Genomic DNA, 14,647 nt, shown 5'->3' with positions numbered 1-14,647 from the left:
CTGATGAAAAGTAAATAGCAAGGCGTCTTGCGATTGAGACTTCAGTGTCCCCTTCGTCTAGAGGCCCAGGACACCGCCCTTTCACGGCGGTAACAGGGGTTCGAATCCCCTAGGGGACGCCACTTGCTGGTTTGTGAGTGAAAGTCGCCGACCCCCATATCTCAAAACTCATCTTCGGGTGATGTTTGAGATATTTGCTCTTTAAAAATCTGGATCAAGCTGAAAATTGAAACGACACACCTTTAAGGGTGTGTTCGAGTCTCTCAAATTTTCGCAAGTCGATGATGTGTCGAAAGAGACATCTTCGGGTTGTGAGGTTAAGCGACTAAGCGTACACGGTGGATGCCCTGGCAGTCAGAGGCGATGAAGGACGTGCTAATCTGCGATAAGCGCCGGCGAGGTGATATGAACCTTTGACCCGGCGATTTCCGAATGGGGAAACCCAGTGTGTTCCGACACACTATCGTTAAGTGAATACATAGCTTAACGAAGCGAACCGGGGGAACTGAAACATCTAAGTACCCCGAGGAAAAGAAATCAACCGAGATTCCCCCAGTAGCGGCGAGCGAACGGGGAGCAGCCCAGAGTCTGAATCAGCTTGTGTGTTAGTGGAAGCGTCTGGAAAGTCGCACGGTACAGGGTGATAGTCCCGTACACGAAAGCACACATGCTGTGAACTCGAAGAGTAGGGCGGGACACGTGGTATCCTGTCTGAATATGGGGGGACCATCCTCCAAGGCTAAATACTCCTGACTGACCGATAGTGAACCAGTACCGTGAGGGAAAGGCGAAAAGAACCCCGGCGAGGGGAGTGAAAAAGAACCTGAAACCGTGTACGTACAAGCAGTGGGAGCCTACTTGTTAGGTGACTGCGTACCTTTTGTATAATGGGTCAGCGACTTATATTCTGTAGCAAGGTTAACCGTATAGGGGAGCCGAAGGGAAACCGAGTCTTAACTGGGCGTTAAGTTGCAGGGTATAGACCCGAAACCCGGTGATCTAGCCATGGGCAGGTTGAAGGTTGGGTAACACTAACTGGAGGACCGAACCGACTAATGTTGAAAAATTAGCGGATGACTTGTGGCTGGGGGTGAAAGGCCAATCAAACCGGGAGATAGCTGGTTCTCCCCGAAAGCTATTTAGGTAGCGCCTCGTGAACTCATCTTCGGGGGTAGAGCACTGTTTCGGCTAGGGGGCCATCCCGGCTTACCAACCCGATGCAAACTACGAATACCGAAGAATGTTATCACGGGAGACACACGGCGGGTGCTAACGTCCGTCGTGAAGAGGGAAACAACCCAGACCGCCAGCTAAGGTCCCAAAGTCATGGTTAAGTGGGAAACGATGTGGGAAGGCACAGACAGCCAGGATGTTGGCTTAGAAGCAGCCATCATTTAAAGAAAGCGTAATAGCTCACTGGTCGAGTCGGCCTGCGCGGAAGATGTAACGGGGCTAAACCATGCACCGAAGCTGCGGCAGCGACGCTTATGCGTTGTTGGGTAGGGGAGCGTTCTGTAAGCCGTTGAAGGTGTCCTGTGAGGGGTGCTGGAGGTATCAGAAGTGCGAATGCTGACATAAGTAACGATAATGCGGGTGAAAAGCCCGCACGCCGGAAGACCAAGGGTTCCTGTCCAACGTTAATCGGGGCAGGGTGAGTCGACCCCTAAGGCGAGGCCGAAAGGCGTAGTCGATGGGAAACAGGTTAATATTCCTGTACTTGGTGTTACTGCGAAGGGGGGACGGAGAAGGCTATGTTAGCCGGGCGACGGTTGTCCCGGTTTAAGCATGTAGGCGGGAAGTTTAGGTAAATCCGGACTTCTTTTAACGCTGAGGTGTGATGACGAGGCACTACGGTGCTGAAGTAACAAATGCCCTGCTTCCAGGAAAAGCCTCTAAGCATCAGGTAACATCAAATCGTACCCCAAACCGACACAGGTGGTCAGGTAGAGAATACCAAGGCGCTTGAGAGAACTCGGGTGAAGGAACTAGGCAAAATGGTGCCGTAACTTCGGGAGAAGGCACGCTGATGTGTAGGTGAAGTCCCTGCGGATGGAGCTGAAATCAGTCGAAGATACCAGCTGGCTGCAACTGTTTATTAAAAACACAGCACTGTGCAAACACGAAAGTGGACGTATACGGTGTGACGCCTGCCCGGTGCCGGAAGGTTAATTGATGGGGTTAGCGGCAACGCGAAGCTCTTGATCGAAGCCCCGGTAAACGGCGGCCGTAACTATAACGGTCCTAAGGTAGCGAAATTCCTTGTCGGGTAAGTTCCGACCTGCACGAATGGCGTAATGATGGCCAGGCTGTCTCCACCCGAGACTCAGTGAAATTGAACTCGCTGTGAAGATGCAGTGTACCCGCGGCAAGACGGAAAGACCCCGTGAACCTTTACTATAGCTTGACACTGAACACTGGTCCTTGATGTGTAGGATAGGTGGGAGGCTTTGAAGCGTGGACGCCAGTCTGCGTGGAGCCAACCTTGAAATACCACCCTTTAATGGCTGGTGTTCTAACGTAGACCCGTGATCCGGGTTGCGGACAGTGTCTGGTGGGTAGTTTGACTGGGGCGGTCTCCTCCCAAAGAGTAACGGAGGAGCACGAAGGTTAGCTAATCCTGGTCGGACATCAGGAGGTTAGTGCAATGGCATAAGCTAGCTTGACTGCGAGAGTGACGGCTCGAGCAGGTGCGAAAGCAGGTCATAGTGATCCGGTGGTTCTGAATGGAAGGGCCATCGCTCAACGGATAAAAGGTACTCCGGGGATAACAGGCTGATACCGCCCAAGAGTTCATATCGACGGCGGTGTTTGGCACCTCGATGTCGGCTCATCACATCCTGGGGCTGAAGTAGGTCCCAAGGGTATGGCTGTTCGCCATTTAAAGTGGTACGCGAGCTGGGTTTAGAACGTCGTGAGACAGTTCGGTCCCTATCTGCCGTGGGCGCTGGAGAATTGAGGGGGGCTGCTCCTAGTACGAGAGGACCGGAGTGGACGCATCACTGGTGTTCGGGTTGTCATGCCAATGGCATTGCCCGGTAGCTAAATGCGGAAAAGATAAGTGCTGAAAGCATCTAAGCACGAAACTTGCCCCGAGATGAGTTCTCCCTGACCCTTTAAGGGTCCTGAAGGAACGTTGAAGACTACGACGTTGATAGGTCGGGTGTGTAAGCGCAGCGATGCGTTGAGCTAACCGATACTAATGAACCGTGAGGCTTAACCTTACAACGCCGAAGCTGTTTCGGCGACGAGAGACAGACAATCAAATTTCAGCCTGATACAGATTTAACAGAATTTGCCTGGCGGCTTTAGCGCGGTGGTCCCACCTGACCCCATGCCGAACTCAGAAGTGAAACGCCGTAGCGCCGATGGTAGTGTGGGGTCTCCCCATGTGAGAGTAGGGAACTGCCAGGCATCAAACAAGTGAAGAGGCCATCCGGAAGGATGGCCTTTTTGCGTTTCTGACCGACGAGTTTTGTAGGCCGGGTAAGGCAACGCCGCCACCCGGCAAGTCAGACTGCACTCCACCCCACAATAAACTCCGCAATCCCATCAACATCATTCAAATCCAGCACCGGTACCTCGAGCGACAGCGCAACGTCACTGGCTACTGCAATCACATGTTCATCCAGGGTTAACTCGTGGATTTCATGCCCAGCGTCGCTTCGAAACAGCAGGATCTTTGCAACTTCCTCATGCTTAAAACCCTCAACCAGCACCAGATCCAGCGTGGAGTGATCCATTCTGCTGACCAGATAAGCGAGATCCAGTGGCGCCTCATCCGGGGTTTCAGTCATCAGCGCCCAGCGTTGACGGCTTGCCACCATCGTCTGTGCAGCGCCCGCTTTACGCAGTTCAAAGCTGTCTTTTCCCGGCTTATCGACATCCATGTTGTGATGAGTATGCTTAATCAGTCCGGGACGTTTACCTTTGGCGCAAAGTGCGGGGATCAGTTTCTTCAGCAGCGTGGTTTTACCTGTACCGCTCCAGGCTGCTATTGCTAATACCGGGATCATTTATGCTCCTGCATCATCCGTAAATCTTCTGTTGTATTCACGTTCACAAACGCAGGTTTGAGATCGCTAAAATCAACGGTGTGACCGCCGGCCTGACGCATAAACATCATCACCCGTCGTTCTCCAGTGGCCAGATAATGCTGGAGGTCAGGTATCAGGGATCTATGCATCAGTGCGATAGTAGGATGGTCGCGTTCGCCATCATGAACCCAGACCACAGAAGAGCTGCCGCGCTGCTGCACCAGACGTTCAGCGAGGCAAGCCGGGATATAAGGCGTATCGCAAGGGCAAAAGAGAAACCATTTCCCCTGTGACTGCTGCATGACCGAGAGCATCCCCGCCAGCGGCCCCGGATAGCCCGTTAGGTTATCCTGATAAACGGGGTACCCACTGCGCTGGTAAATATCAATATGGCGGTTGGCGCTGAGTGCCATTGCCGATACCTGTGCTGCCAGGGTATCAGCGACATGCTGCCATAAAGGCTTCCCCTTCAGGAGCTGAAGCCCTTTATCTTCACCTCCCATTCGCGTTGCTCTGCCACCTGCCAGAACGACCCCGATAATTTCCCGGCTCTGATTCACCAATATCGCCTCTTTTATTGTGGGATTGACCCTGCTAACGTGTCTCTCTAAATGAAAGGAGCACCACCATGAAATGTAAACGTCTGAATGAAGTTATTGAACTCCTCCAGCCGGCCTGGCAAAAAGAGCCAGAGCTGAATCTGATGCAATTTTTACAGAAACTGGCGAAAGAGTCAGGTTTTGACGGCGAACTGACAGACCTTTCTGACGACATCCTGATCTACCACCTCAAAATGCGCGATTCTGCCAAAGATGCTGTTATTCCTGGTATTCAGAAAGATTATGAGGAAGATTTTAAAACCGCATTACTGCGCGCGCGCGGGGTAATTAAAGAGTAAAAGCTTGTAAGCGGCGCCACCGAAATCGCCACAAGATGATATCCTGAATCATTCGTATAATTTCCGGATGATCGGATGAACGACCAGGCTTTTACTTTCCAGACATTACACCCGGATACCATTATGGATGCGCTGTTCGAGCAGGGTATTCGTGTGGATTCCGGGTTAACCCCGTTAAACAGCTACGAAAACCGCGTCTATCAGTTTCAGGACGAGGATCGTCAGCGCTTCGTCGTAAAGTTCTATCGCCCTAAGCGTTGGTCTGCAGACCAAATTCAGGAGGAGCATCAGTTTGCTCACGATCTCCTTGACGACGAAATTCCCGTTGCAGCACCGGTGAAATTCAATAACCAGACGCTGCTAACGCACGAAGGGTTTTACTACGCCGTATTTCCAAGTCTGGGTGGCCGTCAGTTTGAATCTGATAATATCGATCAGATGGAGTGGGTTGCTCGCTATCTGGGACGCATTCATCAGACGGGACGCAAAAAATCCTTTATTGCCCGCCCGACTATCGGGATTCATGAATATCTCACCGAGCCGCGACAGGTATTCGAAACGTCGACGCTTATGCCGGGTAAATTAAAGGATAATTTCCTTAACGCGACAGATAAACTTATTGTGGCGGTTAAAGAGCGCTGGCGTGATGATATCTCCACGCTGCGTCTGCACGGCGATTGCCATGCTGGCAATATCCTTTGGCGCGATGGCCCGCTGTTCGTCGATCTCGATGATGCGCGCATGGGGCCAGCCGTTCAGGATCTGTGGATGCTGCTCAATGGCGATAAAGCCGAGCAGAGGATGCAGCTTGAAACCATTATTGAAGCGTATGAAGAGTTCAGCCCATTTAATGCAGACGAAATTGCCCTGATAGAGCCTTTACGTGCGATGCGTTTTGTTTATTATCTTGCCTGGTTAATCAGGCGTTGGGATGACCCCGCATTTCCTCGAAATTTCCCGTGGCTCACCGGGGAAGATTACTGGCGCAGCCAGATTTCGACATTTACTGAGCAGGTTAAGGTTCTGCAAGAACCCCCTCTGCAATTAACGCCTATGTATTAATTGGACACATCCAGGAGAGAGTTGATCATGAAAAAAATTTGGCTGGCGCTGGCAGGTATGATTCTGGCATTTAGCGCTTCTGCTGCACAGTTTACCGACGGCAAGCAGTTCACCACGCTGGAAAAACCCGTCGCTGGCGAGCCACAGGTGCTTGAATTCTTCTCGTTCTACTGCCCGCACTGCTATCAGTTTGAAGAAGTGCTGCATGTTTCGGATAACGTGAAGAAAAAGCTGCCAGAAGGCACCAAAATGACCAAGTACCACGTTGAGTTCCTGGGCCCGTTGGGTAAAGATCTGACTCAGGCGTGGGCGGTTGCTATGGCGCTGGGTGTGGAAGACAAAGTTACTGCTCCAATGTTTGAAGCCGTACAGAAAACCCAGACTGTTCAGACTACTGCAGATATCCGCAAAGTATTCGTTGATGCGGGCGTGAAAGGTGAAGAGTACGACGCAGCCTGGAACAGCTTTGTGGTGAAATCCCTCGTTGCTCAGCAGGAAAAAGCCGCAGCAGACCTGCAGTTGCAGGGCGTTCCGGCAATGTTTGTTAACGGTAAATATCAGCTGAACATGCAGGGCATGGATACCAGCAGCATGGACATCTTTGTACAACAGTACGCAGATACCGTGAAATTCCTGGTTGAGAAGAAATAATATTCTTAACGTAAAAACGCCGGTCACTGACCGGCGTTTTTGTATGAAGCTTTTATATTATCTATCTGTTCGTCTTTCTCTTTCCAGAGCGCGTTAAGCCACAGCTGGAAACGACGTTTAAAATTCTTATCATTAACGTAATCACCGTGCAGCTCGGTCTCAACGACCATGAGATCGATTCGAACAACGATGCGCGTTAGTTTACCGCTCAGCATGTCGTAAAACGGTGTCGTATCATTTTCCGGGTAGCACAGCGTGACGTTCAACAACTTATCAAATTGATCGCCCAGCACGTTGAGTGCCATTGCAATGCCCGCTGCTTTAGGTGGGAGTAAATTCTGATAGGGCGAGCGCGTTTGCTGATGCTTCTCCTCGGTAAAGCGAGAGCCTTCTACAAAGTTAACAATGGTTGTGGGATGTGCGCGAAACTTCTCGCAAGAGCGGCGTGTAGTTTCCACATCCTTACCGCGACGTTCCGGATGGCGGATGAGATAGCCGCGCGAATAGCGTTTCATGAACGGCATATCCAGCGCCCAGCATGCAAGGCCAATAAAAGGTACCCAGGCCAGCTGTTGTTTCAGGAAGTATTTGTTCATCGGGATGTGTTTGCGGAACAGCACGCACAGAACCACAATATCTGCCCAACTGTGGTGATTGCAGATAAGCAGGTACCAGTTCTTTTTGTTAAGCCTTTCCAGGCCCTGAACGTCCCACTTCAGGTGCGGATTGAGGCACAGCAGCATAGCCAGCCCTTCGCACCAGCAATACATCATAAAATTACAAAAAGAGGAAACGGCTCGCCATACCGCGGGTACCGGTAGCAGCAATTTAATGATTCCGGCGACGATAATTGGCACTGAACAGGCCACGGTAACGAGAATCGTTAAAATGATGCTTAACAGTAATATTAATGGAGCGAGAAATCTCGACATGATGAGCTTTTTCAGATAGTTAGCTATGAATTTTCAGCCGGCTATCCGGCGCAGGGCGCTGATTTTATCAGAAATCAGGCCGCAGCAGGGTGCTTTCACGCGGTAAGTTGCGGCTAATCCTGCGTAACGCCCGATTTATTCAGGAAAAACCATAGGGCGGGCCTTATATCCACATAGACTAAATTGTCATCAGGTGGTGATAATGATCAAGGATCAATATATAACTTGTTGATTTAACTTGTTAAATAATAAATCTCAATATAGAAATTTTGTCTGTTATTCATCTGATATTAAAGTATTCACAAACTTATCCACAGTTTGGTTTTGCGAGCGATCCTCACGATCGCAAAATCTTTTGCCGTTTCAGGCCCTAATAACTGATGTTTTCATCCTTCTGTGGCATCCTTTACCCATAAATTGATTAAAGGCACGGACATTATGGTTCAGATCCCAGAAAACCCTCTTATTCTCGTCGACGGCTCTTCTTACCTGTATCGGGCGTATCATGCGTTTCCTCCTCTGACCAATAGCGCAGGAGAACCGACCGGCGCAATGTACGGCGTACTGAACATGCTGCGCAGCCTGATCCTCCAGTATCAGCCCACTCACGCGGCCGTCGTCTTTGATGCGAAGGGCAAAACCTTCCGCGATGAGCTTTTTGAGCATTACAAATCCCACCGTCCGCCAATGCCTGACGATCTGCGCGCGCAGATCGAACCGCTCCATACCATGGTTAAAGCGATGGGTCTCCCGCTGCTGGCCGTGTCCGGCGTAGAAGCCGATGACGTTATCGGTACGCTGGCGCGTGAAGCCGAAAAACTGGGTCGTCCGGTCCTCATCAGTACCGGCGATAAAGATATGGCCCAGCTGGTGACGCCAGGGATCACCCTGATTAACACCATGACCAACACCATTCTGGGGCCAGAAGAGGTGGTCGCAAAATATGGCGTACCGCCAGAGCTGATTATCGATTTCCTCGCACTGATGGGGGACTCCTCAGATAACATTCCTGGCGTGCCGGGCGTGGGTGAAAAAACCGCTCAGGCCCTGCTGCAGGGGCTGGGGGGGCTGGATACGCTATACGCGGAATCTGACAAAATCGCCGGGCTCACCTTCCGTGGTGCAAAAAATATGGCCGGGAAGCTCGAAGAGAACAAAGAGGTGGCTTACCTCTCCTATCAGCTGGCTACCATCAAAACTGACGTTGAGCTGGAACTGGGCTGTGAACAGCTTGAGGTACAGCAGCCTTCAGCAGACGACCTCCTGAGCCTGTTTAAGCAATATGAATTCAAGCGCTGGATCACTGACGTAGAAAGCGGAAAGTGGCTGCAGGCAAAAGGTACAAAACCTGCGGCGAAGCCAAAAGAGACGATTGTCACTGATGCCGAAGAGCTGGTGGAAGAAGAGGAAGCCGTAACCCTCTCCTTCGACAAGTACGAAACCATCCTTGAAGAGTCGCAGCTGGTCGCCTGGATCGAAAAACTGAAAAAAGCGCCGGTGTTTGCCTTCGATACGGAAACCGACAGCCTCGATAACATCTCTGCCAATATGGTGGGCCTGTCCTTTGCGACAGAGCCGGGCGTTGCGGCCTATGTCCCTGTGGCGCATGACTATCTGGATGCGCCCGATCAGCTCCCGCGCGACCGCGTACTCGAACTGCTGAAGCCAATTCTTGAAGATGACAAGGCGCTGAAGGTCGGGCAAAACCTGAAATACGATCGTGGCATTCTGCAAAACTACGGCATTGAGCTGCGCGGTATTGCCTTCGACACCATGCTGGAATCCTACATTCTGGACAGCGTGGCGGGGCGTCATGATATGGATTCGTTATCCGACCGTTGGCTGAAGCACAAAACTATCACCTTTGAAGAGATTGCCGGCAAAGGTAAAAATCAGCTGACCTTTAACCAGATTGCGCTGGAAGAGGCGGGTCGTTACGCAGCGGAAGACGCCGATGTCACGCTGCAGCTGCACCTGAAGATGTGGCCAAAACTGCAGAAGCAAGAAGGTCCGCTGAACGTGTTCCAGCACATTGAGATGCCGCTGGTGCCTGTGCTTTCCCGCATTGAGCGCAACGGCGTTAAGATTGACCCCACCGTTTTGCATAACCACTCTGGAGAGCTTGCACAGCGTCTGACCGAGCTTGAGCAAAAGGCCCATGAGCTTGCAGGCGAGCCGTTTAACCTCTCGTCTCCTAAACAGCTGCAGACCATCCTGTTTGAAAAGCAGGGCATCAAGCCGCTGAAGAAAACACCCGGCGGCGCCCCTTCCACCTCGGAAGAGGTGCTGGAAGAGCTGGCGCTGGACTATCCACTGCCAAAAGTCATTCTGCAGTATCGCGGCCTGGCGAAGCTGAAATCGACCTATACCGATAAGCTGCCGCTGATGATTAACCCGAAAACGGGCCGCGTGCACACCTCTTATCATCAGGCCGTGGCGGCCACCGGGCGACTCTCGTCAACCGATCCAAATCTGCAGAACATTCCGGTGCGTAATGAAGAGGGCCGCCGCATTCGTCAGGCCTTTATTGCGCCAGAAGATTATCTGATTGTCTCTGCGGACTACTCGCAAATCGAGCTGCGCATTATGGCGCACCTGTCGCGTGATAAGGGTTTACTGACGGCGTTTGCCGAAGGGAAAGATATTCACCGGGCAACTGCCGCTGAGGTATTTGGCTTGCCGCTGGACAGCGTCACTAACGACCAGCGCCGCAGTGCGAAGGCAATTAACTTCGGTTTGATCTACGGCATGAGCGCCTTTGGTCTCTCACGCCAGCTCAATATCCCGCGCAAAGAGTCGCAGAAGTATATGGATCTCTACTTCGAGCGTTACCCTGGCGTGCTGGAATATATGGAACGCACCCGCGCGCAGGCGAAGGAAAAAGGCTACGTTGAAACGCTGGACGGACGTCGACTCTACCTGCCGGACATCAAATCCAGCAACGCGGCGCGTCGCGCCGGGGCAGAGCGTGCGGCAATCAACGCACCGATGCAGGGTACCGCCGCCGACATCATTAAACGCGCGATGATCGCCGTGGATGCCTGGCTGGAAAAAGACAAACCGCGCGTGAAAATGATCATGCAGGTGCACGATGAACTGGTGTTCGAAGTGCACAAAGAAGACCTGGAGAGCGTCTCTCAGAAGATCCACGAGCTGATGGAAAGCAGCATGAAACTGGATGTGCCGCTGCTGGTGGAAGTGGGCAGCGGTGAAAACTGGGATCAGGCTCACTAAGGGTTCGGCGAATAACGCGCGTTTATGTAAGTTAGCAACATTACAACGCACGTTTTGTGACGATCATTAGAATTCCCTATGTAAAGAATGAAAAAAAACTACAAAAAGTGCTTTTTCTACAGCTAAAAAAGGGGTAGAGTTAGCGACGTAGGGTACAGAGGTAAGATGTTCTATCTTTCAGACCTTTTACTTCACGTAATCGGATTTGGCTGAATATTTTAGCCGCCCCAGTCAGTAATGACTGGGGCGTTTTTTATTGCGGCAAATAAAATGTCAGGCAAAAAAAAGCGCGGACATCGCCGCGCTCGTTATTACTCTTCTTCCGCTTCTGTCGCGGGTTCCAGCTCGTTAAACCAGGTGTCGAGTTTCTGACGAAGCTTATCCACGCCCTGCTTTTTCAGCGATGAGAATGGCTCAACCTGTACGTCACCGTTAAATGCCAGTACGGCTTCGCGTACCATATTCACCTGCGCTTTACGCGCCCCGCTTGCCAGCTTGTCGGCTTTGGTCAACAGCACCAGTACGGCAATATCGCTCGCCACAGCCCAGTCGATCATCTGCTGATCGAGATCCTTCAGCGGATGGCGAATATCCATCAGCACCACAAGGCCCTTCAGGCACAGGCGTTTTTCAAGATATTCACCAAGCGCACGCTGCCACTTGATCTTCATCTCTTCCGGGACCTGCGCAAAACCGTATCCTGGTAAGTCGACCAGGCGTTTGCCCTCTGCCACTTCAAACAGGTTAATCAGCTGAGTACGGCCAGGTGTTTTTGAGGTACGCGCCAGGCTCTTCTGATTGGTCAGCGCATTCAGGGCGCTGGATTTTCCCGCATTGGAGCGGCCAGCAAAGGCCACTTCAATTCCTGTATCAGAAGGCAGGTGGCGAATATCGGGCGCACTGGTGACAAAATGCGTCTGTTGGTAGTTCCAGGTAGTCACGTGGTCGTCTCCAAAAATCGTAAGCTGTGGGGGATTATACCTGATTGCGGACAAAAGGCTTTTCACATCGTAATAAGCCTGTAAGCGATAACCCTGGCAAATGTAAGAGATTTGCCCTTTGCGCTATGCGAGATTTAAGAGAAATCGTAGACGTTAAAAAATGCAACTTATTACAAATCAGATAGTTGATGATGAGTAATAATCCGAAAATCCGTTTTTGTACCCTTTCGTTGCTTGTTAGTTTAATGGAAAAAGGTAAAGTGTGCGTCAAGGCGAGGATGCCAACAGGATAAAGACTTAAGGATAAGGGTCAGGAGCGCCAGGAGGCGAAGACTCAGGATTGTCAGGATGACCAGCGCCTGGAGGCGTTTAAACAGGAAACGGAACCGTATCACGGACGGTATTAAGCCAAAGGATAAACAGGGTTTGTTGTTGGCAAACATGGAATGTCTGGCCCGTAAAGGGTTATGAGTCAGGAAAAAAGGCGACAGATTGCTCTGTCGCCTTTTTTCTTTGCTTGCTTTCTGCTAGATTTCGCCGCAATTCTATACTGAAGAAAACGACTTAAAGATAAAACATCATGAAAAAACCGACTACCGCAGCGGGCGCGAAACGCCCTGCAAAAGCACGCCGCAAAACGCGCGAAGAACTGAACCTGGAAGCGCGCGATCGCAAACGCGATAAAAAGCATCGTGGCCATGCTGCGGGTAGCCGTGCAAGCGGTGAAAGCGCAGCAGGTGCCTCTGCAAAAGGCAAACAGCAGAAAGATCCCCGCATCGGCAGTAAAACTCCCATTCCACTGGGCGTGACAGACACCCCGGTCACTAAGCAGCACAAACCAAAGAGCGAGAAACCTATGCTTTCACCGCAGGCTGAGCTGGATTTGCTGGAGAACGATGAGCGCCTGGACGCGCTGCTGGAACGTCTTGAAGAGGGAGAAGCCCTGACCGCAGAAGAGCAGACATGGGTTGATGCCAAACTGGATCGCATTGATGAGCTGATGCAGAAGCTGGGCCTGTCTTACGATGATGAAGACGAAGAAGAAGAAGACGAAAAGCAGGAAGATATGATGCGTCTTCTGAAGGGTGGAAACTAACATTTGCACCCGGCAGGTACGCTTGCCCTGCTTATAACCCTTCCGGTTATATGTTATCTGGTGTGGTTATTCGTTAAACTACGGCGGTTGTCGCGGCGACAGACGTTGCTGCGCACCCGAATGATGGCCCGCAATGGGGCCAGAACGGGCCGCCGTAGGCGAACGCGACACCAACGGAAGGAGTGAGCATGTCAGCACCAACTATCGACTGGGATTTGGCCCTAATCCAGAAATATAACTATTCCGGGCCGCGCTATACCTCATACCCCACCGCGCTGGAGTTTTCCGAGGCTTTCGGCGAGGCGGATTTTCAGCAGGCCGTCGCGCGCTATCCTGAGCGACCGCTGTCGCTCTACGTCCATATTCCGTTCTGCCACAAACTCTGCTATTTCTGCGGCTGCAATAAAATCGTTACCCGTCAGCAGCATAAAGCCGATCAATATCTCGATGCGCTCGAGCAGGAAATCCTGCATCGCGCGCCGCTGTTTGCCGGGCGCCATGTGAGCCAGCTTCACTGGGGCGGCGGTACGCCAACCTATCTGAATAAAGCGCAAATCACCCGCCTGATGACGCTGCTGCGCAGCAACTTCAATTTTGATGAAGATGCCGAAATCTCGATCGAAGTGGATCCGCGCGAAATTGAGCTGGATGTACTGGATCACTTACGCGGCGAAGGTTTCAACCGCCTGAGCATGGGCGTGCAGGACTTCAACAAAGAGGTGCAGCGTCTGGTGAACCGCGAGCAGGATGAAGAATTTATCTTCGCCTTACTCAACCACGCGCGCGATATCGGCTTTACGTCGACCAATATCGACCTGATTTACGGCCTGCCGAAGCAGACGCCGGAGAGCTTCGCCTTCACGCTGAAGCGCGTGGCCGAACTTAACCCGGACCGCCTGAGCGTCTTCAACTATGCGCATCTGCCGACGCTGTTTGCCGCTCAGCGCAAAATCAAAGATGCAGACCTGCCTTCTGCCCAGCAAAAACTGGATATCCTGCAGGAAACCATCACATCGCTGACCGAGACTGGCTATCAGTTTATCGGTATGGATCACTTTGCCCGTCCGGACGACGAGCTGGCGATTGCCCAGCGTGAAGGCGTTCTGCACCGCAATTTCCAGGGCTACACGACGCAGGGCGATACCGACCTGCTGGGAATGGGCGTCTCCGCCATCAGCATGATTGGCGACTGCTACGCGCAAAACCAGAAGGAGCTGAAGCGCTACTACCAGCAGGTTGATGAAACGGGCAACGCGCTGTGGCGCGGCATTGCGTTAACGCGCGACGACTGTATCCGTCGCGATGTCATTAAGGCGCTAATCTGCAACTTCCGTCTCGATTTCAGCGACGTTGAGTCGCAGTGGGATCTGCACTTCAGCGATTATTTTGCAGAAGACCTGAAGCTGATTGCACCGCTGGCGAAAGACGGGCTGGTGGATGTCTCGGAGAGTGCCATTGAGGTCACGCCAAAAGGGCGTCTGCTGATTCGTAATATCTGCATGTGCTTTGACGCCTACCTGCGCCAGAAGGCGCGCCTGCAGCAGTTCTCGCGGGTGATTTAAGGCGCATTGCCAAAAGCACGAAACGTAGGCCGGGTAAGGCGAAGCCGCCACCCGGCTTTTACGTTCAACTCGCTAGCTAAACAGCCCAACCAGCGCCGCGCACAGCATAGCCGCAACGGCAGTTTGTGGCGTGTGGCTTTCAGCGGCTCCGCTAGAGAGCATATTCACGATTGTTTCCAGCATGATGTTCACCCCCAATTTCCGGGCACGATCATACAAAACTCATCGGAACAGTAA

The 14,647-nt window shown here is 52.0% G+C and carries 12 protein-coding genes, 1 tRNA gene and 2 rRNA genes; 10 read left to right on the top strand and 5 right to left on the bottom strand.

The window, feature by feature from the left end:
* The first annotated feature begins 46 nt into the window (after nt 1-46).
* The 3 genes from D5067_RS23060 to rrf all read left to right on the top strand — a co-directional run bounded on the left by D5067_RS23060 (nt 47) and on the right by rrf (nt 3,411).
* Nucleotides 47-122, top strand: a tRNA-Glu gene (locus D5067_RS23060).
* A 193-nt stretch (nt 123-315) separates the two neighbouring features.
* Nucleotides 316-3,221, top strand: a 23S ribosomal RNA gene (locus D5067_RS23055).
* A 74-nt stretch (nt 3,222-3,295) separates the two neighbouring features.
* Nucleotides 3,296-3,411, top strand: a 5S ribosomal RNA gene (gene rrf, locus D5067_RS23050).
* Nucleotides 3,412-3,509: 98 nt separating this feature from the next.
* On the opposite strand, the gene mobB is transcribed toward rrf, so the two are convergent.
* Together mobB and mobA are read right to left on the bottom strand one after the other, a co-directional pair.
* Entirely contained in the window at nt 3,510-4,013 is a 504-nt protein-coding gene (mobB, locus tag D5067_RS23045; protein WP_119938065.1) for a molybdopterin-guanine dinucleotide biosynthesis protein MobB, read from the bottom strand.
* A complete protein-coding gene (gene mobA, locus D5067_RS23040; protein WP_119938066.1) occupies nt 4,010-4,594 on the bottom strand; it encodes a molybdenum cofactor guanylyltransferase MobA in 585 nt (194 codons plus the stop codon). The genes mobB and mobA overlap by 4 nt, the downstream gene beginning before the upstream one ends.
* 68 nt (nt 4,595-4,662) lie before the next feature.
* Between mobA and D5067_RS23035 the strand changes: the two genes are divergently transcribed.
* From D5067_RS23035 to dsbA, 3 genes are all read left to right on the top strand, one after another.
* Nucleotides 4,663-4,932 (top strand): YihD family protein, encoded by a 270-nt coding sequence (locus D5067_RS23035; protein WP_010436801.1) that lies wholly within the window; start codon nt 4,663-4,665, stop codon nt 4,930-4,932.
* A 75-nt stretch (nt 4,933-5,007) separates the two neighbouring features.
* Entirely contained in the window at nt 5,008-5,994 is a 987-nt protein-coding gene (locus D5067_RS23030) for a serine/threonine protein kinase (RefSeq protein WP_119938067.1), read from the top strand.
* Nucleotides 5,995-6,021: 27 nt separating this feature from the next.
* A complete protein-coding gene (gene dsbA, locus D5067_RS23025; RefSeq protein ID WP_119938068.1) occupies nt 6,022-6,645 on the top strand; it encodes a thiol:disulfide interchange protein DsbA in 624 nt (207 codons plus the stop codon).
* Nucleotides 6,646-6,668: 23 nt separating this feature from the next.
* Here the strand turns inward: dsbA and yihG are convergent, their stop codons facing one another.
* On the bottom strand, nt 6,669-7,577 hold the full coding sequence (gene yihG, locus D5067_RS23020) for a 1-acylglycerol-3-phosphate O-acyltransferase, YihG family (protein WP_119938069.1): 909 nt from the start codon (nt 7,575-7,577) through the stop codon (nt 6,669-6,671).
* A gap of 438 nt (nt 7,578-8,015) precedes the next feature.
* On the opposite strand from yihG, the gene polA reads away from it, so the two are divergent.
* Together polA and spfP are read left to right on the top strand one after the other, a co-directional pair.
* On the top strand, nt 8,016-10,811 hold the full coding sequence (gene polA / locus D5067_RS23015) for a DNA polymerase I (RefSeq protein WP_119938070.1): 2,796 nt from the start codon (nt 8,016-8,018) through the stop codon (nt 10,809-10,811).
* Nucleotides 10,812-10,976: 165 nt separating this feature from the next.
* On the top strand, nt 10,977-11,024 hold the full coding sequence (gene spfP, locus D5067_RS24225) for a small protein SpfP (RefSeq protein WP_071892919.1): 48 nt from the start codon (nt 10,977-10,979) through the stop codon (nt 11,022-11,024).
* A gap of 98 nt (nt 11,025-11,122) precedes the next feature.
* Here the strand turns inward: spfP and yihA are convergent, their stop codons facing one another.
* Entirely contained in the window at nt 11,123-11,752 is a 630-nt protein-coding gene (gene yihA, locus D5067_RS23010) for a ribosome biogenesis GTP-binding protein YihA/YsxC (RefSeq protein ID WP_119938071.1), read from the bottom strand.
* A 580-nt stretch (nt 11,753-12,332) separates the two neighbouring features.
* On the opposite strand from yihA, the gene yihI reads away from it, so the two are divergent.
* Nucleotides 12,333-12,848, top strand: coding sequence for a Der GTPase-activating protein YihI (gene yihI / locus D5067_RS23005; protein ID WP_119938072.1), 516 nt, complete (start codon nt 12,333-12,335; stop codon nt 12,846-12,848).
* Nucleotides 12,849-13,036: 188 nt separating this feature from the next.
* On the top strand, nt 13,037-14,410 hold the full coding sequence (hemN, locus tag D5067_RS23000; protein ID WP_119938073.1) for an oxygen-independent coproporphyrinogen III oxidase: 1,374 nt from the start codon (nt 13,037-13,039) through the stop codon (nt 14,408-14,410).
* A gap of 72 nt (nt 14,411-14,482) precedes the next feature.
* Here the strand turns inward: hemN and D5067_RS22995 are convergent, their stop codons facing one another.
* Nucleotides 14,483-14,593: a YshB family small membrane protein gene (locus D5067_RS22995; RefSeq protein ID WP_023333898.1), complete on the bottom strand. Its 111-nt coding sequence runs from the start codon at nt 14,591-14,593 to the stop codon at nt 14,483-14,485.
* Between the last annotated feature and the right edge of the window lie 54 nt (nt 14,594-14,647).

Source organism: Enterobacter huaxiensis (assembly GCF_003594935.2).
Classification (GTDB): Bacteria; Pseudomonadota; Gammaproteobacteria; order Enterobacterales; family Enterobacteriaceae; genus Enterobacter; species Enterobacter huaxiensis.
The sequence above is the reverse complement of the archived record's forward strand: the minus strand, read 5'-3'. Positions and strand labels throughout refer to the sequence as shown.

Bases quoted from the DNA above. Each gene is read 5' to 3' on its own strand.
- mobB (WP_119938065.1), bottom strand. From the start codon at position 4,013: ATGATCCCGGTATTAGCAATAGCAGCCTGGAGCGGTACAGGTAAAACC.
- D5067_RS23035 (WP_010436801.1), top strand. From the start codon at position 4,663: ATGAAATGTAAACGTCTGAATGAAGTTATTGAACTCCTCCAGCCGGCC.
- D5067_RS23030 (WP_119938067.1), top strand. From the start codon at position 5,008: ATGAACGACCAGGCTTTTACTTTCCAGACATTACACCCGGATACCATT.
- dsbA (WP_119938068.1), top strand. From the start codon at position 6,022: ATGAAAAAAATTTGGCTGGCGCTGGCAGGTATGATTCTGGCATTTAGC.
- yihG (WP_119938069.1), bottom strand. From the start codon at position 7,577: ATGTCGAGATTTCTCGCTCCATTAATATTACTGTTAAGCATCATTTTA.
- polA (WP_119938070.1), top strand. From the start codon at position 8,016: ATGGTTCAGATCCCAGAAAACCCTCTTATTCTCGTCGACGGCTCTTCT.
- yihI (WP_119938072.1), top strand. From the start codon at position 12,333: ATGAAAAAACCGACTACCGCAGCGGGCGCGAAACGCCCTGCAAAAGCA.
- hemN (WP_119938073.1), top strand. From the start codon at position 13,037: ATGTCAGCACCAACTATCGACTGGGATTTGGCCCTAATCCAGAAATAT.
- D5067_RS22995 (WP_023333898.1), bottom strand. From the start codon at position 14,593: ATGCTGGAAACAATCGTGAATATGCTCTCTAGCGGAGCCGCTGAAAGC.